Source organism: Chromobacterium sp. IRSSSOUMB001 (genome assembly GCF_023507765.1).
In the GTDB taxonomy this organism is placed as follows: Bacteria; Pseudomonadota; Gammaproteobacteria; order Burkholderiales; family Chromobacteriaceae; genus Chromobacterium; species Chromobacterium haemolyticum.
On the sequence record NZ_JALCYU010000012.1, the window covers coordinates 159,786 to 178,313 of the forward strand.

16 protein-coding genes are annotated in these 18,528 nt (G+C 61.0%); 6 read left to right on the top strand and 10 right to left on the bottom strand.

What is annotated here, in order from left to right:
* Positions 1-89 precede the first annotated feature (89 nt).
* Together MOV80_RS16835 and MOV80_RS16840 are read right to left on the bottom strand one after the other, a co-directional pair.
* Positions 90-983, bottom strand: a complete 894-nt coding sequence (locus MOV80_RS16835) for a response regulator transcription factor (protein WP_118267249.1) — start codon at positions 981-983, stop codon at positions 90-92.
* Complete coding sequence (locus tag MOV80_RS16840) at positions 980-4,321, bottom strand: ATP-binding protein (protein ID WP_249605328.1); 3,342 nt, start codon at positions 4,319-4,321, stop codon at positions 980-982. Before MOV80_RS16840 ends, MOV80_RS16835 begins: the two co-directional genes overlap by 4 nt.
* 267 nt (positions 4,322-4,588) lie before the next feature.
* Here MOV80_RS16840 and MOV80_RS16845 point away from each other — a divergent pair, with 267 nt between their 5' ends.
* Together MOV80_RS16845 and MOV80_RS16850 are read left to right on the top strand one after the other, a co-directional pair.
* Complete coding sequence (locus MOV80_RS16845) at positions 4,589-4,744, top strand: DUF5993 family protein (protein WP_019103097.1); 156 nt, start codon at positions 4,589-4,591, stop codon at positions 4,742-4,744.
* Between the two features lie 10 nt (positions 4,745-4,754).
* Positions 4,755-5,303 (top strand): disulfide bond formation protein B, encoded by a 549-nt coding sequence (locus MOV80_RS16850; protein WP_191186609.1) that lies wholly within the window; start codon positions 4,755-4,757, stop codon positions 5,301-5,303.
* Positions 5,304-5,321: 18 nt separating this feature from the next.
* Here the strand turns inward: MOV80_RS16850 and MOV80_RS16855 are convergent, their stop codons facing one another.
* The gene (locus MOV80_RS16855) at positions 5,322-6,245 is read right to left on the bottom strand and encodes a DMT family transporter (protein ID WP_019103099.1); all 924 of its coding nucleotides are present in this window, start codon (positions 6,243-6,245) and stop codon (positions 5,322-5,324) included.
* Positions 6,246-6,364: 119 nt separating this feature from the next.
* Between MOV80_RS16855 and MOV80_RS16860 the strand changes: the two genes are divergently transcribed.
* Positions 6,365-7,270, top strand: coding sequence for a LysR substrate-binding domain-containing protein (locus MOV80_RS16860; RefSeq protein ID WP_249605329.1), 906 nt, complete (start codon positions 6,365-6,367; stop codon positions 7,268-7,270).
* 209 nt (positions 7,271-7,479) lie between these two features.
* On the opposite strand, the gene MOV80_RS16865 is transcribed toward MOV80_RS16860, so the two are convergent.
* From MOV80_RS16865 to MOV80_RS16875, 3 genes are read right to left on the bottom strand one after another with little or no spacing between them, the layout of a single operon-like run.
* Complete coding sequence (locus MOV80_RS16865) at positions 7,480-8,163, bottom strand: PAS domain-containing protein (protein WP_019103101.1); 684 nt, start codon at positions 8,161-8,163, stop codon at positions 7,480-7,482.
* Complete coding sequence (locus MOV80_RS16870) at positions 8,160-9,161, bottom strand: threonine/serine dehydratase (RefSeq protein WP_043592189.1); 1,002 nt, start codon at positions 9,159-9,161, stop codon at positions 8,160-8,162. Before MOV80_RS16870 ends, MOV80_RS16865 begins: the two co-directional genes overlap by 4 nt.
* The gene (locus MOV80_RS16875; protein WP_249605330.1) at positions 9,158-10,174 is read right to left on the bottom strand and encodes an ornithine cyclodeaminase family protein; all 1,017 of its coding nucleotides are present in this window, start codon (positions 10,172-10,174) and stop codon (positions 9,158-9,160) included. The genes MOV80_RS16870 and MOV80_RS16875 overlap by 4 nt, the downstream gene beginning before the upstream one ends.
* 404 nt (positions 10,175-10,578) lie before the next feature.
* Here MOV80_RS16875 and MOV80_RS16880 point away from each other — a divergent pair, with 404 nt between their 5' ends.
* Positions 10,579-11,055 (top strand): MarR family winged helix-turn-helix transcriptional regulator, encoded by a 477-nt coding sequence (locus MOV80_RS16880; protein WP_039755883.1) that lies wholly within the window; start codon positions 10,579-10,581, stop codon positions 11,053-11,055.
* Positions 11,052-11,543, top strand: a complete 492-nt coding sequence (locus MOV80_RS16885) for a DUF2269 family protein (RefSeq protein WP_019103105.1) — start codon at positions 11,052-11,054, stop codon at positions 11,541-11,543. Before MOV80_RS16880 ends, MOV80_RS16885 begins: the two co-directional genes overlap by 4 nt.
* 145 nt (positions 11,544-11,688) lie before the next feature.
* Here MOV80_RS16885 and MOV80_RS16890 read toward each other — a convergent pair whose 3' ends face one another.
* The 4 genes from MOV80_RS16890 to MOV80_RS16905 form a co-directional block, all read right to left on the bottom strand.
* Positions 11,689-12,201 carry a hypothetical protein gene (locus MOV80_RS16890; RefSeq protein WP_249605331.1) on the bottom strand — a complete coding sequence of 171 codons (513 nt, stop codon included), beginning with the start codon at positions 12,199-12,201 and terminating at the stop codon, positions 11,689-11,691.
* Between the two features lie 418 nt (positions 12,202-12,619).
* Complete coding sequence (locus MOV80_RS16895; RefSeq protein ID WP_249605332.1) at positions 12,620-13,129, bottom strand: hypothetical protein; 510 nt, start codon at positions 13,127-13,129, stop codon at positions 12,620-12,622.
* A complete protein-coding gene (locus MOV80_RS16900; RefSeq protein ID WP_249605333.1) occupies positions 13,129-14,205 on the bottom strand; it encodes a hypothetical protein in 1,077 nt (358 codons plus the stop codon). The genes MOV80_RS16895 and MOV80_RS16900 overlap by 1 nt, the downstream gene beginning before the upstream one ends.
* 75 nt (positions 14,206-14,280) lie before the next feature.
* Positions 14,281-17,112: a valine--tRNA ligase gene (locus MOV80_RS16905; protein WP_249605334.1), complete on the bottom strand. Its 2,832-nt coding sequence runs from the start codon at positions 17,110-17,112 to the stop codon at positions 14,281-14,283.
* Positions 17,113-17,229: 117 nt separating this feature from the next.
* Between MOV80_RS16905 and MOV80_RS16910 the strand changes: the two genes are divergently transcribed.
* Complete coding sequence (locus tag MOV80_RS16910; protein ID WP_019101819.1) at positions 17,230-18,456, top strand: diguanylate cyclase; 1,227 nt, start codon at positions 17,230-17,232, stop codon at positions 18,454-18,456.
* Positions 18,457-18,528 lie beyond the last annotated feature (72 nt).

Below are 18,528 nucleotides of genomic sequence, written 5' to 3' on the forward strand. Positions count from 1 at the left end.
TGGCCGGCCCGGCTGGAAATTGTTGCACTGCAGGATCAGACTAAGCCCCGGCCCGCCCGGCCGAAATACGTTACATGACGTATGCCCTCTCACCCGCCTCCGGCGCTGCGCAAAGCCAGCGCCGCGGCCGAGGTGCGGGTTTCCACCCCCAGGCGGGCGAACACATGCTCCAGATGCTTGTTGACGGTGCGCGGACTCATGCCGAGGATGTCGCCGATGTCGCGGTTGGTCTTGCCCAGGCTCAGCCAATGCAGGACCTCGGCCTGACGCGGAGTCAGCCCCAGCGCCCGCATCAGGCGCTGCGGCGCCGCGGCTTCGCCCCCCTCGCTCAAGGCCAGCAAGCACTCGTCCCCGGCCAAGCGCTTCGCCAGCAAGCCCGAGCCGTCGCCCCCCTCCAACGCCAGGCTCGCGCCCGCCTCGGCCTGCCCCAGCCAAAGCCGCCAGCGCTCCGCCAGCGCCGCCTCGGACCAGCCGTGAGCGCGCAGCAGGCCGCGCGCGCGCTCGGTCAACCACAGCGGCCGTCCGCTGGCCGGGTCCGCCGCCAGCAAGGCCTGGCCCGACGCCTCCAGCGCCTGCCGCGCCCGGCACAGCTGACGCGCGCTGCCGATATGGGCGGCCAGCCGCGCCAACACCTCCGCCGGCCGCAGCGGCTTGACCACGTAATCCGCGCCGCCGGCGGAAAACGCCGCCAGCACGTGCTCGCTGTCGCTCAGCCCGGTCATGAACACGATGGGGATCGCCTGCGTTTCCGCCTCCGCCTTCAAACGCCGCGCCGTCTCGAAGCCGTCCATGCCCGGCATTACCGCGTCCAGCAGAATGATGTCCGGCCGGCATTCGGCGGCGCGTCGCAAGGCCGCCGCGCCGTCCGTGGCCAGCAAGACCCGGTAGCCGGCAGAATCCAGCGCATCGTGCAGCAAGGCCAGGTTTTCCGGCTGATCGTCAACAATCAGCGCCGTCGCCCGCTCCGCCCAGGGCGCGCTCATGCCGGCGCTCCCGGCAGCCATTGCAGCAGCTCGTCCAGCCGGCAGCCGTCCAGCAGGCTTCGCGCCCGTGCGAGGAATGGCCGGTAAGCCGGGTCCGCGCCCAGCGCGCCCACCTCCAGCCGCAACAGGGCGGCGCGCGCGCCGCGCAAATACCCGCGCCGCAATGCCTGCCGCAGTTCGTCCAGCGCCTCCTCCGGCGGCCAGCGCAGCGCCGGCTCCGCGCCGCTCAGCCACTCCAGCTCCAAGCGCTGGCCTATCCAGTCCAGCAGGCGCTCTACCCGGATGGGCTTGACGAAGAAATCCTCGGCGCGGATGCCCGCGTCGTTGTCCTGCCCCTGCTCGAAGGCATTGGCGGAAATCACCGCCAACGCCGGCGCATCGCCGTGCCGACGGCGGATACGCCTCAAGGTTTCCCAGCCGTCCAGGCCCGGCATCGCCAGATCCATACACACCAGGTCCGGCAGCGTCGCCGCCTGCTCCAGCCAGTCCAGGCAAGCCTGGCCGCTGGCGGCCTGCTCCACCTCGAAACCCAAAGGCAGCAAGGCGCTGGCCAGCATCTCCCGGTCCTGCGCATGGTTGTCCACCAGCAGCACCCGCCGCCGCCGGCCCTGATAGCCGACGCGCGCCGACAAGGGCGGCGCCGGCGCGGCGCCCAATCGCGGCAGGAACAAGCGCAGCGTAAACACGCAGCCCCCGCCCGGCCGGCTGTCCAGCCTCAACTCGCCCCCCATCAGCGAGGTCAACATCCCCGCAATGGTCAGGCCCAGCCCGCTGCCGCCCTGGCCGGCGGCCCCGCCGCCGCGCTCAAACGGCTCGAACACGCGCTCGGCCTCCTCCGGCGCGATGCCGGGGCCGGTGTCGGCAATCTCGAAACACGCCACCTCGCCCTGATAACGCAAGCCCAGGCTGACCTCGCCATGCGCGGTGAACTTGACCGCGTTGCCCAGCAAATTGATCAGGACCTGTCGCAGCCGGCGTTCGTCGGCGCGCACCATGGCCGGCCATTCCCCTTGCGGCAGGAAGCGGAAGCCCAGCCCCTTCTCCCGCGCCTGCAACTGGAACATCGCCGTCAATTGGCGGATGAACTCAGCGAAATCCAGCGGCCGCGGCTCCAGATTAAGCCGGCCGCTCTCGATCCGCGCCAGATCCAGCGTGCCCTCGATCACCGACAGCAGGTGATCGCCGCTGCGACGGATCACCGCCAGCGCCGGCCGCTTCGACGGCGGAATCTCAGGGTCCCCGTCCAGGATCTGCGCATAGCCCAACATGCTGTTCAGCGGCGTGCGCAGCTCATGGCTGAGCGTGCTCACATAACGGCTCTTGGCCTGGTTGGCCTGTTCCGCGGCCCGGCGCGCCTTTTGCAGTAGCGTGTCGGTGCGGCGGTGGGACGCGATCTCCCGCAACAAGCGCTGGGTCTGCCGCTTGGACTCCTGCCTCGCCACCTGCCGGCTCTGGCGCAGCAAAACCAGCCACCACGCCAGCACGCTGCCGCCCAACAGCAGGCCCGCGCCCAATTGCGGCAGCCGCGCCGCCAGCGCGTCCAAGCCCGGTCGGCTCCGCGCCAGGTAAAACAAGCCGCCCAACAACAGGCCCAAGCCAGCCAGCAACAGCGTCATCAGCAGCAAATAATCGGCCAGGCCTCGTTGCAGATACGGCCGGCAAGCGCTCGGCAACAGCCGGCTCAGCCATGCTCGCCATTGCTCGTCCAGCCGCGCCTTGGGCTTGCAGCGGTCATCGCAACGCGCGTCCAGCGTGCAGCACAAGGAGCAGATCCAACCGCGATACGCCGGGCAGCTCACCATGTCCGGCGGCTCGTACTGGCGGCGGCACAATACGCAGCGCTGCGGCGGGGCCGGCGGCAACGCCGGCCGGCGCGCCAGGTAATAACGGCCGCCGCTGAGCCAGGCCAGCGCCGGCGTGGCCAGCAAGGCGGTCAGCAAAGACAGGAAGGGCGCCAGCGGCTGCATCTGCTCGCCCAACGCCCCCAGATGCGCCGACACCGAAACCGCCGAGGCCAAGACCAGCGAACCCAGCCCCACCGGATTGACGTCGTAGAGATAGCCCCGGCGGAACTCTATGCCCGGCGGGCTCAGCCCCAGCGGCTTGTTGATGGCCAAATCCGCCGCCACGGTGACCATCCAGGCGATCGCCAGATTGGCGAACAGCGCCAGCACATGCGCCAGCGCCTGGAAAACCTCCAGCTCCATCAGCAATAGCGCGATCAAGAGATTAAAAACCACCCACACCACCCGTCCCGGATGGCTGTGGGTCAGCCGCGCAAAGAAATTGGACCAGGCCAGCGAACCGGCGTAGGCATTCGTGACATTGATCTTCAGCTGCGACAGCAGCACAAACAGCACCGTCGCCGCCAGCGCCAGCCGGCCGTCGCCCCATCCCTGGACATAGCCGAACCAATACAGGCGAGCCGGATCCGGCGCCGGCCCATCCGTCTGGCCGTGATCCAAGGCCAGCCAGGCCAGCAGCGCGCCGCCCAGCATCTTCAGCATGCCCGGCAACACCCATCCCGGGCCGCCGGCCAGACAGGCCAACCACCAGCGGCGGCGCTGGCCGGCGGCGGGCGGCGGCATGAAGCGCAGATAGTCCGCCTGCTCCCCCATCTGCGCGATCAAGGCGATCCCGATGCCGAAGGCCGCACCAAAACGGCGCAGATCGAAACCGCCCGCCCCGCCTTCGGCCCCGGCATAGTGCCAGAAGCCGCTCAGCGCCTCCGGCTGGCGCGTCAGCACGAAGCCGTAAGGCAACAGCAACAAGCCCAGCCACAGCGGCTGGGTCCAGGCTTGCAGCCGGCTGATGGCGGTGACCCCGTGAGCCACCAGCGGCAGCACCGCCACTGTGCACAGCAGATAGCCCCAGGCCGGCGGCAGACCAAACCCCAACTCCAGCGCATACGCCATGATGGCGGCTTCCAGCGCGAAGAAAATAAAGGTGAAGGCGGCGTACAGCAAAGAGGTGACGGTGGAGCCCAGATAACCGAAACCGGCGCCGCGGGTCAGCAAATCCATGTCCACGCCATAGCGGGCGGCGTAGACGCTGATCGGCAGGCCAACCAGCAAAATCACCAGCCCCACCGCCAGAATGGCCCAGGCCGCGTTGACGAAGCCTCCCGCCGTCAGCATCGCCGCGCCCACCGCCTCCAACACCAGAAAGGCGGCGGCGCCGCCCAGCGCGGTGTGCGCCACTCGCCACGGCGACCAGCGCCGGAAGCTGTGCGGGGTATAACGCAGCGCAAAATCCTCCAGCGACTCGCGCGCTACCCAGCTGTTGTAATCGCGACGGACTTTCACCGCGTAAAGCGGCGCGGGATCGGAGGCGGACATGGCGGCGGCCTTGAGCGTATGCTAACAACAGCTTCAATGCAAAAAGCTTGCCAAGGGCCGCCGCGCGCCGCAAAGCGCGGCCGGCTCGACATCGCGTCCGGCCGCGCCCTTTTATACGATACGAATTGCAAATGTACTGATTGAGCGACGAATTTCGCTCCACCGCCTGCAAACAAGCTATTCACACAACATTAAGCAAGCGCTAATATTGATTGGCAACCACCACCCAGGCCGGCCCCGCCGGCCCGCCACATTAAGGACTTTCCGATGGATACCCTGTTGTTTCTGCTGCTAGCCGCCTCCCTGCTGGCCCTGATTCTGCGCAAGCGCCAATGGGCCTACGCCTGCTGGGGCCTGGCCTTCGCGCTCACGCTCTACTGGTTCAAGTTCCACGCCACCAGCACATTGCCCATTTCCCTGTGAGGAACCCGACATGACGCAAAACCTCACCGGCAAACTAAACCAGCTGGGCCTGCTGCTAATCAACCTGATGCTGCTCGTCGCCTTCTACTTCCAGTTCGCCCAGCATGAACTGCCCTGCCCGCTCTGCCTGCTGCAACGGGTGGCTTTGTGCGCGATAGCGGTGGCGCTGGCCGCCAACGTGCTGCTGGGCGACAAACCCGGTCATTACGGCATGATGCTGCTGGCCGCCGCCGCCGGCTTCGCCGTGGCCGGCCGCCAAGTGCTGCTGCACATCGCTCCCGGCGACGCCGGCTTCGGCCCGCCCGTCCTGGGCCTGCACTTCTACACCTGGGCCGCCATCGCCTTCTTCGCCGTCTTCATCGGCAGCGGGCTGCTGCTGATGCTGTGCCAGCGAGAACACAGCTTCGACCGCCAGCCCCCTGCGCAACTGAGCCGGCTGGCCAAAGCCGGCGTGGCCCTGACCATGCTGCTGCTCTTGGGCAACGCCCTGTCCGTGTTCCTGGAATGCGGCCTGGCGGCCTGCGGAGAAAGCCCGATCAACTACCTGCTGCTCAACTAAACCCGCACCGCGCCGCCGCTAGATCGACCAATCCTCGTCCGGCGCGGCGGCGCGCGCCGCCGGCGCTTCCGGCCGCAGCACCAGCCACAGCGCCAGCGCGATCAAACCTCCGCCCAAAGCCTGGGACAGCGTCGCCGTCTCGCCCAGCGCCAGCCAACTCCAGAAAATGCCGAAGGGCGGAATCAAAAACGTCACCGTCAGCGCCTTCAGCGGGCCGACGTCGGCTATCAAGCGGAAGTACAAGACATAGGCCAGCGAAGTACACAGCAGGCCCAAGGCCAGCATGGCCAGCCACACCTCCGCTCCCGCCGCCGGCCACCTCAAGGGCTGTGCGCTTGCCTGCCACGCCATGAACGGCAACAGCAACACCACCGCGCCCAGTTGGCTGCCCAAAGCCACCACGCGGCTATCCAGGCCGCCCCGGTCCGCTATCCAGCGCTTGGTCAGAAACCCCGCCAGCCCATAGCAGGCGGTGGCCGTCAGACAAGCCGCCACGCCCCACAGCGCCTCCGGCCCCGCGGCCGGCCCCGTCCGCGTCAACACCGCCACGCCCGCCAGGCCAATCAACACGCCGGCCAGCTTGTTGGCGGTAATACGTTCTCCAAACGCCGCCGCGCCGATCAACACCCCCATCAGCGGCGTGCTGGCGTTCAAGATCGCGCTATAACCGGCCGGCAACACCCGGGCCGCCAGCGCGAACAGCAGAAAAGGCAGGCCGGAATTGATCACTCCCAGCATCATGGCGGCGGCCAGCTTGCCCTTGAAAGACAAACGCACCCGCAGCAAAGCGATCAACCCCAACAGACCCGCCGCCCCCAACGCCACCCGGCCAAACGCCGTGGGCAACGCGCCCAGCGCCGGCGCGGCGATGCGCATGAACAAAAAACTGCCGCCCCACAAGGCCGCCAACAGCAGCAAACGACTCAAGCTCGCCATCCCCATGATGCCTCTCCCTTCGCCTTGTATTTAACTTTGCTAAACCAGATACTGAAATCATCAACCGCAAAGATGTCGCGAACAAACGATTTTTCCTGCTTGATGATTTAGAAAATCTAAACCGTATGCCCAAACCGCCGCTGGACTCCCTCCGCTTCTTTGAAGCCGCCGCAAGACGACTCAGCGTCAAGCAAGCCGCCGAAGAACTCCACGTCACGCCCGGCGCCGTCTCCCAACAACTGCGCAAACTTGAAAGCTTCCTCGGCCAGCCCCTGTTTGAACGCCGCGCGCGCGGCCTGGCGCTCAACGCCGCCGGCCGCGACTACCTGGACGCCTGCCGCCAAGCGCTAGACCTGATAGACCACGCCACCGCGCGGCTGACCGACGCTCGCCGGGTGATCCTGCTCAGTTGCACCCCATCGTTCGGCGCTCAATGGCTGCTGCCTCGGCTACAGGGCTTCATGCGCGAGCACCCGCGCATCGACGTCCACGTCAGCACCGGCAACCGCGTGGTCGACCTCGCTTCGGAAAACATCCACTTCGCCGTGCGCCACGGCCTGGGCGACTACCCCGGCCTCAGCGCATGCAAGCTGCTGGACGACGAACTGACGCCGGTATGCGCGCCCACGCTGCCGGCGCGGCTGGACGCCCTCAGCGGGGAACGGCTGTTGCACGACGAACACCGCGGCGACTGGCGGCTATGGAGCCGCGCCGCCGGCCTGGAACTGGACTGCGACCAAGGCGTGGTCTGCGTGGACTCCAACGCCGCCATCGAAGCCGCGCTGGCCGGCCGCGGCTACGCGCTGGCGCGACGCTCCTTGCTGCAAGCCGAACTGGCCGCCGGCCGGCTGCGCGAACTCCCCGCGCCGCCGCTGCGAAGCGACCTCGCTTATTACCTGATACACCGTCCGGACCTCCTGCGCGACCCGGAAATGGGCGTCTTCAAACAATGGCTGCTGGAACAAGCCGCGGCCGCCCAAAACAAAAGCCCGCCGGGCGGCGGGCTTGTTGCGCAACAGCGTCTTGCCTAGCAGTTTACAGACGCACGTTCTCGATGCGAGTCACATGCGGCGGCTTGCCGCCCAGCGGCTGATAGATGTACACCGCCACCAGATGCGGCGTCGCCGGCCCTGCCGCGCGCCCATGAAAAAAGCCCCGCGCGGGGGCTTCTGCATATCAGCGCATATATCCATGCTGACCTAACACTCCTTGACACACACTGAGCGCAAGCCGACCTGTCTTATCTAGCTTTGTTGCTCTCCTCTTTAGGTTCTAGGCCTGTTTTCTCCGCATCACGTCGGATCGTCTTCAAGTACTTGTAGAGCGCCGCACGCGAAATACCCAGTTTCTCCGCTACTACTGACGGCGCGTTGCGTACATTGAGCAAGCCTCCAGTCTCCAGCCGGCGGATGAACTGTATTCTTTGCTCGGCATCCATGGCTTTAATGGGCCTCCCGAAACTTGACTCCTGCTCCTCAACGGCCCGGTCCAATGCTTGATGCCAGTTGTCATGGAAAAACGGAGCGTGCGGCTCAAGCGAGCCGGGCAGAAATGCAAGAGTCTTAATCTGGTCCGCAATATTCTCGAGCTGCGAGACGTCAAAGTTGATACACATGACGGCGACAGGTTTGCCCTTGGCATCGCGTATTACCGCCGACATAGACCGGAGGTTGCGACCATCGCGATTCACCTTCCGGTATGGGCCAATCACGTCTGCTTCCAATTCCGCCTTTGGGAATTGATCACCAAGAGACGAGTCGCCCATTTTCCGCTTCGAGATTGGATTGGCAATGAAGGCAATTCTTTCAGTCTTAAGATCGTGGATCACGACTTCCACTTGCGGATGAAACAATCCACTGATCGCCGTGGCGATTGGGTAATAGGATCTCAAGCGGTTGTCCACGTCGGCATCGTTCCTGCTCATCTTTTCACCTCGAAGGAATCTGGAATCGGAGCCGCAATGGACGCCAGCGTGGGCAGATCCAGGTTTCCACCTGTCACCATAATGACCGCCGTTTGTCCTCGAACAAGTTCCGGCCGCGACAATGCCAGCGCCAAGGCGGCTGCGCCGCCTGGTTCGACAACGAGCTTGAGGTCCTGAAGCGCAACGCGCATTGCCTCACGGATCTCATCATCGCTTACCGTATAGCCGGGGCCCAGGAGACGCTTGTTGATCTCAAAGGGGATTTCGCCCGGTTTAATCGTCATCAGCGCGTCGCATATCGAAGCTGCCGCCGGATTGTTGGACACTAGTCGTCCTGCGGCTAGCGAACGGCCCATGTCGTCATAGCCTACGGGCTCCACGGCGTGCATGCGGATGTCCATTCCGGAGCCTTCGGCGCTTAGCGCGCAACCTGCGATCAAGCCGCCGCCTCCCGTGCCACACAGCAGCATCGTCGGCGTTTCACCAACGACCTGGGCATCCCGAATGGCCTCGAGAAATGCAGTACCTTGCCCAGCGATGACGTCGGGATCATCGAAAGGCGGCACGATGACCAAGCCGTTTTGCAGAGCAAGATCCTGGCCAATTTGTTCTCGACTCTCGGTGAGCCGGTCATACAACACGACTTTAGCCCCCCACCGCTCCGTACCCGAAATCTTTGCGCGTGGCGCATCCGAAGGCATGACGATCGTCACCGCGACCCCGAGACATTGTCCGGCATACGCCAGCGCCTGGCCGTGATTGCCCGCAGACCAGGCTACGACGCCCGCTTTGCGCTCGCTTTCAGACATTATCAGAAGGCGATTGAAAGCCCCTCTGACTTTGAAAGAGCCGGTGAGCTGGAGACATTCGGCCTTGATGAGAAGTCGTGCTCCAAGCCGCCGATCCAGTACCGGGTTGCGAAGCAATGGCGTATGGGCGATATATGGGCGCAATCTGGATGCCGCGGCCTCAATATCGGCAAAAGTGGGGATTCTCATTTCAACACTCCCTGGACTTGATGACTGCCCGGAACCTGTTCAAGAAATCCAATCGGACTCACCAACTTCAGTTCCAAAGCTCGTTTTAGCGCAAGCGCTCCTATGGCAAGGTCTTGCAAACCGATACCCGAACTGTCGAAGATCGTGATGTCATCGCGTCCGGCGCGGCCTTTTGCGCTTCCATCGATAACGGCGCCAAGTGTGACGATATCCTCTTGCCTTATGAGGCCTTCTTTGATGGCCGCCTCAAATTCGCCCAGCGAAACGGACTGCTCAAGCAAATCGGTGAACAATCGCGCAGAGGCGACCAGAGAAGCATCGAGTTCCTGTTTGCCGGGCGCGTCGGACCCCATTGCACTGATATGCGTGCCAGGCTGCACCCATTCGCGCGACACCAAGGGTTGCCGTGCCGCAGTGACGGTAATGACGATATCCGCAGCCTTGACCGTGCTCTCAAGATCAGACGCCGCTGCATCCTGAATGCCGAGCTCGTGCCGGACTCGCTCAGCCAATCGCTCGGCCTCCGGCATATTGCGATTCCATATGCGCACGCAATCGACTGGCCGCACCGCAATAGCGGCTTGCAGTTCAAACCATGCTTGATGACCGGCGCCCACGAGACCCACGCTGTGGCTGTCTTCCCGCGCCAGATGGCGTATGGCGGCGCCATTGGCAGCAGCCGTCCTTAGCGATGTCAGGTAGGTAGCGGCGATGAGGGCCTTGGGAAAACCCGTTTCCGCGTCGAGCAGGAGCGTTGACGACGCATGCGCAGGAAGTCCCGAATAGCGATTGCCGGGCCAGTAACTGCCTAGCTTTGCGCCATAAATGGCGCCATTGTCCAGCGCGCCGCATTTCACGCCGAATAGCTCGGCCATGCTCGGACCCTTTGCCATGACCGCTGGATACGCCCTCGCTTCGCCTCGAAAGAGCTGGCGGAATACATCTTCAACCACCTCGATTGCATCCAATATGCCAACAACGCGGGCCGCAATTGCTTCACTGACGAAAAACATCTTGATGTTCCTCCGGCGTCTCTACGCAGCTAACTGTTTTTAATTCTAAGAATGCGTATTCAAACTGTCAACCGTAGACTATTTGTCTAGATATTCGCTGGATGTCGTGCCGCGCACTGCGTCGCGAACGCGCATTAGCCTCCGCCCTAACCCTCATTCGTCTTAAGAACCTGTACATAGTCTGCTGCGCATCGCGCGATACGGCGTTGAAACCCGCTTCGAAATACTCATGTACCACATATACATTCCGCTTTCTCAGCCGCTTTCGCCTTGTCTCGCCCTTACTGGCGAGACTTTGAACAGGCCCTAGCTCCATCCAACAAAACGCGTTCCAAGCCATTAGTGCTTGCAATTTGACAACCAGTTGTCAATAATGGCAACCAGTTGTCAAATAGGAGCGCCGCATGCCATCAAAACCAAACCATCGCCCACAGCGCATCACCGATCTGATGCTGCTGATCTTCCGCCTGAACGGCACCCTGCTGGACAGAGGCGACCAACTAGTAGCCCACCTGGGCATCAATAGCGCGCGCTGGCAAGTGCTGGGCGCGGCGGGCCTGGCGGGCGAAGCGCAAACCGCGCCTCAAATCGCCGCCCGCATGGGCATCAGCCGCCAAGGCGCGCAAAAGCAACTGCACAAGCTGGTGGAGGAAGGCTATTTCGAAGTGCTGCCCAATCCCCAGCACGCCCGCTCCCCGCTGTACCAGCTGAGCGCCAAGGGCGAACGCACCGTGGCCGGCACCCAGCGCAGCCAGGCGCAATGGACGGAGCAACTGGCGCGGCACCTGCCCGACGCGGATTTCGAGGCCGCCTGCCACACCCTGCAACAACTGCTGAGCACGCTGGACACGCTCAGCCCCCCAATTGGAGAAGAGTCATGAACCGCACGCTCAAACTGATTCACTTCATTGCGCTGGCCTTGTTCTTGGGCAGCATCCTGGCCTGGGTCGTGCTGTCCGAAACCGGCCCGGCCACCCCGGCCCTGCTGGCGCAAACACGGCAGTACATCCATATCGGCACCTGGGCGCTGACCGTGCCCGGCCTGTGGCTGATGCTAATCAGCGGCCTGCTACTGGGCTACCGGCGCTACGGCCCGCGCAACCGCTTCTTCCAGCTCAAGCTGGGCCTGACGCTGCTGATCCTGCTCAACGCCTCTTTCGTGGTGGTGCCGGCGGTGGACCAAGCCAATCAACTGGCCCAAGCCGCGCTGCTGAATGGAGCGCTGGGCGCGGACTTCCACGCCGCGACTTTGCGCGAAGCCATAGGCGGCGGGCTCAACATCCTGCTGATCGTGGCCACCGCCGCCGTCGGGGTTTGGCGACCCGGCGTTCGCGCTCGCGCGGCGGGAAGCATCCCGTCAGTTGGCTGAGGGAGGCTTGGGCATGAAGCCATATGAGCGGCTCCGCTCACACCTGTTCTTTTTCAATAAAATGCCCCGCCAGCGTCAGCAGGCGGGGCATTTTACAATCAGCTCAAGCGCGGTTTGACCCAGGCCAAGCCGCGCTTAAACCCGCTCAACGCCTACGCTTGCGCTCCAGCCACGCCATCAGATCCCGGCTGCGCTGCAACTGGTGCATCGCCTCCACGTGGCGATACAAGTTCAACTGCCGCCCGGCCACGCACAGCAAGGTCTCCAGATAGTTGAAAAAGCCGCGGCGCAAGCCGTTGCGGTGGCTGTGGTCGCTGTGATCCATATCCCTGGCAATGCGCAACAGCAAGCCGCGGCCGGCGTCCAGCTCATTGCTTTTCAGCCACTGCGCCAAGTGCGCGGCGTACTGGCGGCCCAGCATGCAGGCCTCGGCGTAATCCTCGGGTTCGGCCGGTTGCCAGTAATGCGGATGATTTCGCCCCGGAATAAAGCGGACAAAAGGCAGACGGGTTGCCTTGATTTCCACGGAAGCACAGCGGTACTGCGAGCGCCGCAGCGCCGGCTGTTGCGGAGAAACGCTGTCCTGCTGGACGGCGGGGTCCTTGGAATGGGATGGAGTGGATTCGATGTTGGGCATCGGACGGACTGGCTTCGCCATTGCAACCTCCTTGAATGAGAGGGCCTGGCCGCTAGACGCGGCAAGGCGGGCACATGACAAGGTTAGTCTCACCGGCATCCCAGCCCCGGCGCGCCCATGGGCGCCCCTGCCATGGCCCGCCCGGATTTTAGGCAAAGCAATAGCAACCGGACACGAAAATGCCGCTTTCGCGGCGTGTCCGCTGGGATGAATGGCAGGAGACTAATCCTGGCGCTGTTTGTGCGGCAGCGCGGGGGCCATTGTTGGCTAGATGGAGGGGGGAGTCAAGCGAAAAAAAACGACACCATTACCTAACAAATTTCAACAAAATTTATAGAGTGCATCAACACAGGCATAAGACACATAACAGAAGCAACCCAAAATGCAATTACAATATAACAAAACCACTAAACTCATCTTCCAAAAACAGAAAACAAAACTACAAATCGGCATCCACTTCTCTATCCACTCTTTTTTTATGCAAATCGTTAATAAACAAAATATTTGCCATCATCACATGAAAAACCGCTTCCGCTTGCACAAGCGAAATCACAACCAAGCATGAAAGAGCAATACTACTAAACCACGTGTGATATGGAACAAAAAATCCAATCTTTATAAAAACCAATCGAATCAAAAACAAAAACAAAACAATCAAAACAACGAATGCCGAGCCAAGAATACTACCAATAAGAAACTCCAACCTTCTGGTATCATTTTTGGCTTCAGAAAAATCTGCCAGCAAGACCTTCTTCTCATCGACTATTTTACTTAATGCACTCGGATACAGCAAGGCCACCCAAATACCCATAACAGTAAAAACAGCACCAGCCACACTCATCAAAAAACCTGCATAATCCTTTGCCCCCTCATAATCACACCCCACACCAAAATATAAAAACACTATAGACAGGACTATAAAAGCGCAAAAATATAGAAAGAATTTCATTACATTGCAACCTCAAAAACACTGTCACCACCAGTGCCTTTTTCTTCAAGAATAGATTGCAAGTACATTTGCCTAGACGCATCAAGCAATGAAAAAAACTTTTTAGCCCCAATAACCATTTCTGACGAACTAACATTAATAGTACTTCTCAACCTATACTTGTTTACCCATGCAATTCCTTTATCCGTTTTAAAACCAACATTATCCCACTTATTCTCGTCACCACCTAAGTTGGAATTAATAATATCCTTCAATTCCTCGGCAGTAGGATTTGCCTCAAAAAATATTTCCACCTGCCTTGATTTTGATTTTGGTGGCGCTTCAACAAATTTAATCTTTTCAGACAAAAATTTCAACCATGCCGCTCTCTCATCATTATGCCCATTCGCACTAACTTGAATTGTTTCTCGCTTAATAATGTGTGTAACCTTTTTCGCAAGTTCTTCAAGCTTTGCATTTTTTGTACAAAGGCTTCTCAGCCTAGCTTCAAACCTATAAGAAAACCTCCCTAGCTGCCCATTGTCCGAAAACTCGATACGAACATATCCCGCATCTGTTGTTGTTTTCACCTTACCGGGATGATCAACACGATTATTTATGCATGACAGTACCCAATCCTCAAACATTTGAGAATCACAAACTGAATGATCAAATTTTACTGACACCACAGTATTTAGACTTGGAACAACCCAATAATAAGCAGGCCTTCCCCAGATAACTTTTTTCTTTGTATCAGCTTTAAACTCCACCACTCCTTCAGTTCCATAACCACCATCTTCTTCAACCCCCCACATTTCCCCCTTTGAGTCAACATCTGATGACTTCCATAAAACAAAAAAATAATCTCCTGTTTTTTCGTCAAAATAAAAGTCTTTACAATAACAGTTGGGCCTACCTGATCGTAAAACATTCGGATCCCAGGGAATCGTGGCATGAAAAGCCCGACCATTTAACCATTTCACAATTAAAGAAAATGTTTCTGCTGGATCACACCCATACACCTTATCGTTTCCAACCCGGTAGAGTCCGCATTTTTTTATTTCAAAAAAATTCATATTCCCAATAGGATTTTTCATTTTTTACCCAAAAATAAATTCCAAAAGCATATATTATCACAAAAAAAATCCCACGCTACTGCGTGGGACTTTCTCTTAACCCAACTTAGCCAACTGCACCTTGATCTTGTCCAGCTTGTCGTTCAACTCGGCCAACTGCGCCTTGTCGCGCTCCACCAGATGGGCCGGGGCTTTGTCTACATAGCCCGGCTTTTCCAGCTTGGCGGTGAGCTTGGCCAGTTCGGCTTCCGCCTTGCCCTGCTCCTTGGTCAGACGCGCGGTTTCCGCGGCCTTGTCCACTTCCACCTTCAGCATCAGGCGGGCGTCGCCGGAGATGGCCACCGGGGCGTCGTCTTCCGGCAGCGCGGCAACGATGGAGCCTTCGGTCAGCCGCGCCAGCAGCTTCAGGTAGGGCACGAAGTCCGCCACCGAGGCGTCGCCGGTTTCGATGAACAGCGGGGCTTTGACGGCCGGGCCGATGCCCATTTCGCCACGCAGATTGCGCACGGCGTTGACCATGTCTTTGAACGCGTCCATGCGGGTGTTGGCGGCGGCGTTGATCTTGCCGGCGTCCGCCACCGGCCACGGGGCCAGCATGATGGACGGGGCGCTCTTGGCGTTGGCCAGCGGGGCCACGGTCTGCCACAGCTCTTCGGTGATGAAGGGCATCAGCGGGTGGGTCAGGCGCAGCGCCACTTCCAGTACGCGGACGATGGTGCGGCGGGTGGCGCGCTGCTGGGCTTCGTTGCCGGTTTGCAGCTGCACCTTGGCCAGTTCCACATACCAGTCGCAGTACTCGTTCCAGATGAATTCGTAAATGGTCTGGGCGGCGATGTCGAAGCGGTAGGTTTCCAGCGCGTTGGTGACGTCGATTTCGGCCTGTTGCAGGCGGCCGATGATCCACTGGTCAACAAAGGAGAACTCCAACGGCAGGCTTTCGTCCTGGCCGCAGTCCTTGCCTTCCACGTTCATCATTACGAAGCGGGTGGCGTTCCACAGCTTGTTGCAGAAGTTGCGGTAGCCTTCGGCGCGTTTGAAGTCGAAGTTGACGCTGCGGCCCAGGGTGGCGTAGCTGGCCATGGTGAAGCGCAATGCGTCGGTGCCGTAAGCCGGGATGCCTTCCGGGAACAGCTTTTCCGTGGCCTTGGCGATGGCCGGGGCTTTTTCCGGGCGGCGCAGGCCGGTGGTGCGCTTGGTCACCAGCGGTTCCAGCGCGATGCCGTCGATCAGGTCCACCGGGTCGATGACGTTGCCCTCGGACTTGGACATCTTCTTGCCTTCGTGGTCTCGCACCATGCCGTGGATGTACACGTCGCGGAACGGCACCTTGCCGGTGAAGTGCTTGGTCATCATGATCATCCGGGCAACCCAGAAGAAGATGATTTCGTAGCCGGTCACCAGCACGTTGGAGGTGAGGAAGGCGCGCAGGTCCGGGGTGTCGTTGGGCCAGCCCAGGGTGGAGAACGGCACCAGGGCGGCGCTGAACCAGGTGTCCAGCACGTCTTGTTCGCGACGCAGGGTCTTGCCCGGCGCTTGCGCCTGGGCGTCGGCCTCGCTGCGGGCCACGTAGATGTTGCCGTCTTCGTCGTACCAGGCCGGGATTTGGTGGCCCCACCACAGCTGGCGGCTGATACACCAGTCCTGGATGTTTTTCATCCATTGGTTGTAGGTGTTGACCCAGTTTTCCGGGATGAAGCGCACTTCGCCGCTTTCCACGGCTTCAATGGCTTTGGCGGCGATGGATTGGCCGGTGGGGTCCGGATTGCCGTCTTTGTCCACCGCCACTTTGTCCATGGCGACGAACCATTGGTCGGTCAGCAGCGGTTCGATCACGGTGCCGGTGCGGTCGCCGCGCGGCACCATCAGTTTGTGCGGTTTGGTGTCCAGCAGGTAGCCTTGGGCTTGCAGGTCCGCCAGCATGGCTTTGCGCGCGTCCTGGGTGCTGAGGCCGGCATAGGCGGCCGGCAGTTCGATCACGCCTTGGGCGCTGCCGTCGAAGCCGAAGATTTGCGCCTTGGCCAGGATTTTGGCTTCCAGGCTCATCACGTTGATGAGCTGGGTGCTGTGGCGCTTGCCCACTTGGTAGTCGTTGAAGTCGTGCGCCGGGGTGATTTTGACGAAGCCGGTGCCAAACTCTTTGTCCACGTATTCGTCCGCGATCACCGGGATCTGGCGGCCGGTGAGCGGCAGTTCCAGCTGCTTGCCCAGCAGGTGCTGATAGCGCTCGTCGTCCGGGGCGATGGCCACGGCCACGTCGCCCAGCAGGGTTTCCGGACGGGTGGTGGCGACGGTGACGAATTCGTCGCTTCCCACCACCGGGTATTTGATGTGCCACATGTGGCCGTCTTCTTCCTCGGAGATCACTTCGAGGTCGGAGATGGCGGTGCCCAGCTTGGAGTCCCAGTTGGACAGGCGCTTGCCGCGGTAGATCAGGCCTTGTTCAAACAGGCGGACGAAGACTTCGGTCACCACTTCGGCGCGGGTGTCGTCCATGGTGAAGTATTCACGGCCCCAGTCCACGGAGCAGCCCACGCGGCGCATCTGGCTGGTGATGGTGCCGCCGGATTGTTCTTTCCATTCCCACACTTTGGCGGTGAAGGCGTCGCGGCCCAGGTCGTGGCGGTTGACGCCCTGCTCGGCCAGTTGGCGCTCCACCACGATTTGGGTGGCGATGCCGGCGTGGTCCGTGCCGGGAATCCACACGGTGTTGTCGCCCTTCATCCGGTAATACCGGGTCAGACCGTCCATAATAGTCTGATTAAAGGCGTGGCCCATGTGCAGGGTGCCGGTGACGTTGGGCGGCGGCAGTTGGATGGCGAAGGACGGTTTGGCGGTGTCCATGCTGGGCTTGAAGTAGCCGGCCTGTTCCCACTGCGCGTACCAGCGACGTTCGATGTCGCCGGGTTCAAAGCTTTTGGCAAGTTCCATGGTGATGAATCGTAGTTCTTCTAGAATGGAAAAAATGGGTCGATTATACCCGGTTTTGGAGTGTTCTCCGAGAGCCGGCGCGGGCGGATCAGGCGGTAGGCAAGGGATAAGCGGACGATGAGCGAAGAAACGCGCGTTTTGGTGATTGAAGACAGCATGGTGTTGATCCGCCCCTTGTGCCGCATGGTGGAGGAAATCGGCCTATCGCCGCTACCGGTGTGCTCGCTGCCGGAGGTGCGCGAGGCGCTGACGTCCGGTCAGCATTTCCTGGCCGCGGTGGCGGATTACAACTTGCCGGATTCGCCCGCCGGCGAGCATTTGCCGCTGTTGTTCCAGCAGGCCATTCCCACCATCGTGCTGACTTCGCGCAACGACGGCGAGGTGCGCGACCGCATCTTGCAACTGCCGGTGGTGGATTACGTGAGCAAGGAAAGCCCGGCGGCCTTTGATTATGTGATGCGGATGCTGACCCGTATTCGCAAGAACCCGGGCATCAAGGTGCTGGTGGTGGACGATTCCGCGTCTTACCGCCAGTTTCTGCGCGAGAACCTGGAGCGCCACCGTTATCAGGTGCTGGAGGCGGAGGACGCCAAGCAGGCGCTGGAGATTTTGCACCGCGACAAGCACATCAAGCTGGTGCTGAGCGACAACGATATGCCGGGCATGGACGGGGTGCGCATGACCAGCACGATACGCCGCTTTCTGGATCACGACCGCCTGGCCATCATCGGCATTTCCGGCAACCAGGACCCCACCATGACCACGCGCTTCATCAAGGCGGGGGCGGACGACTTTCTGCAAAAGCCGTTTAATTTTGAGGAGTTTTTCTGCCGCGTCACTCGCAATGTGGAGTTTGTGGAAAACCTGGAATCACTGAAGGAAACCGCGGACCGCGACCCGCTGACCAATTTATCCAACCGCCGGCATTTTTTTGAGCAGGTGATGCAGTTGAAGAACGGCTACGGGGTGGCGGTGCTGGATATCGACCACTTCAAGCGGGTGAACGATCAGTACGGCCACGATGTGGGCGATCAGGTGATCTGCAACACCGCGCGGCTGATGGAGCAGTTTTTCCCGGACGGCATTGTGGCGCGCTTTGGCGGCGAGGAGTTTGTGATTCTCAGCCCCAGCCCCATTGAGCTGGACATGGTGTGCCGGCTGGAGAGCCTGCGCCTGGCGATAGAGGGCTGTATCCTGACCACCGCCAAGGGCGGGCTGCGCTATACGGTGAGCATTGGCGTGGCGGCGTCGGACATGCCGGAGGTCAGCCGGCTGCTGAAGCTGGCGGACGAGCGGCTGTATCACGCCAAGCAACACGGCCGCAATCAGGTGTGCGGCGGCTGAGAACCTGTTCAAAGTCTTTTGAGTAAGAGCCCCAAGAAGGCCAGATGGATGAACTGCAAGCTGGTATTGAGC

Excerpts from the sequence above, each read along its gene's own strand:
- MOV80_RS16875 (WP_249605330.1), bottom strand. The coding sequence starts at position 10,174 with ATGTTTTTCGTCAGTGAAGCAATTGCGGCCCGCGTTGTTGGCATATTG.
- MOV80_RS16900 (WP_249605333.1), bottom strand. The coding sequence starts at position 14,205 with ATGAAAAATCCTATTGGGAATATGAATTTTTTTGAAATAAAAAAATGC.
- MOV80_RS16855 (WP_019103099.1), bottom strand. The coding sequence starts at position 6,245 with ATGGGGATGGCGAGCTTGAGTCGTTTGCTGCTGTTGGCGGCCTTGTGG.
- MOV80_RS16840 (WP_249605328.1), bottom strand. The coding sequence starts at position 4,321 with ATGTCCGCCTCCGATCCCGCGCCGCTTTACGCGGTGAAAGTCCGTCGC.
- MOV80_RS16845 (WP_019103097.1), top strand. The coding sequence starts at position 4,589 with ATGGATACCCTGTTGTTTCTGCTGCTAGCCGCCTCCCTGCTGGCCCTG.
- MOV80_RS16880 (WP_039755883.1), top strand. The coding sequence starts at position 10,579 with ATGCCATCAAAACCAAACCATCGCCCACAGCGCATCACCGATCTGATG.
- MOV80_RS16910 (WP_019101819.1), top strand. The coding sequence starts at position 17,230 with ATGAGCGAAGAAACGCGCGTTTTGGTGATTGAAGACAGCATGGTGTTG.
- MOV80_RS16865 (WP_019103101.1), bottom strand. The coding sequence starts at position 8,163 with ATGAGCAGGAACGATGCCGACGTGGACAACCGCTTGAGATCCTATTAC.
- MOV80_RS16895 (WP_249605332.1), bottom strand. The coding sequence starts at position 13,129 with ATGAAATTCTTTCTATATTTTTGCGCTTTTATAGTCCTGTCTATAGTG.
- MOV80_RS16885 (WP_019103105.1), top strand. The coding sequence starts at position 11,052 with ATGAACCGCACGCTCAAACTGATTCACTTCATTGCGCTGGCCTTGTTC.
- MOV80_RS16835 (WP_118267249.1), bottom strand. The coding sequence starts at position 983 with ATGAGCGCGCCCTGGGCGGAGCGGGCGACGGCGCTGATTGTTGACGAT.
- MOV80_RS16905 (WP_249605334.1), bottom strand. The coding sequence starts at position 17,112 with ATGGAACTTGCCAAAAGCTTTGAACCCGGCGACATCGAACGTCGCTGG.
- MOV80_RS16870 (WP_043592189.1), bottom strand. The coding sequence starts at position 9,161 with ATGAGAATCCCCACTTTTGCCGATATTGAGGCCGCGGCATCCAGATTG.
- MOV80_RS16850 (WP_191186609.1), top strand. The coding sequence starts at position 4,755 with ATGACGCAAAACCTCACCGGCAAACTAAACCAGCTGGGCCTGCTGCTA.
- MOV80_RS16860 (WP_249605329.1), top strand. The coding sequence starts at position 6,365 with ATGCCCAAACCGCCGCTGGACTCCCTCCGCTTCTTTGAAGCCGCCGCA.
- MOV80_RS16890 (WP_249605331.1), bottom strand. The coding sequence starts at position 12,201 with ATGGCGAAGCCAGTCCGTCCGATGCCCAACATCGAATCCACTCCATCC.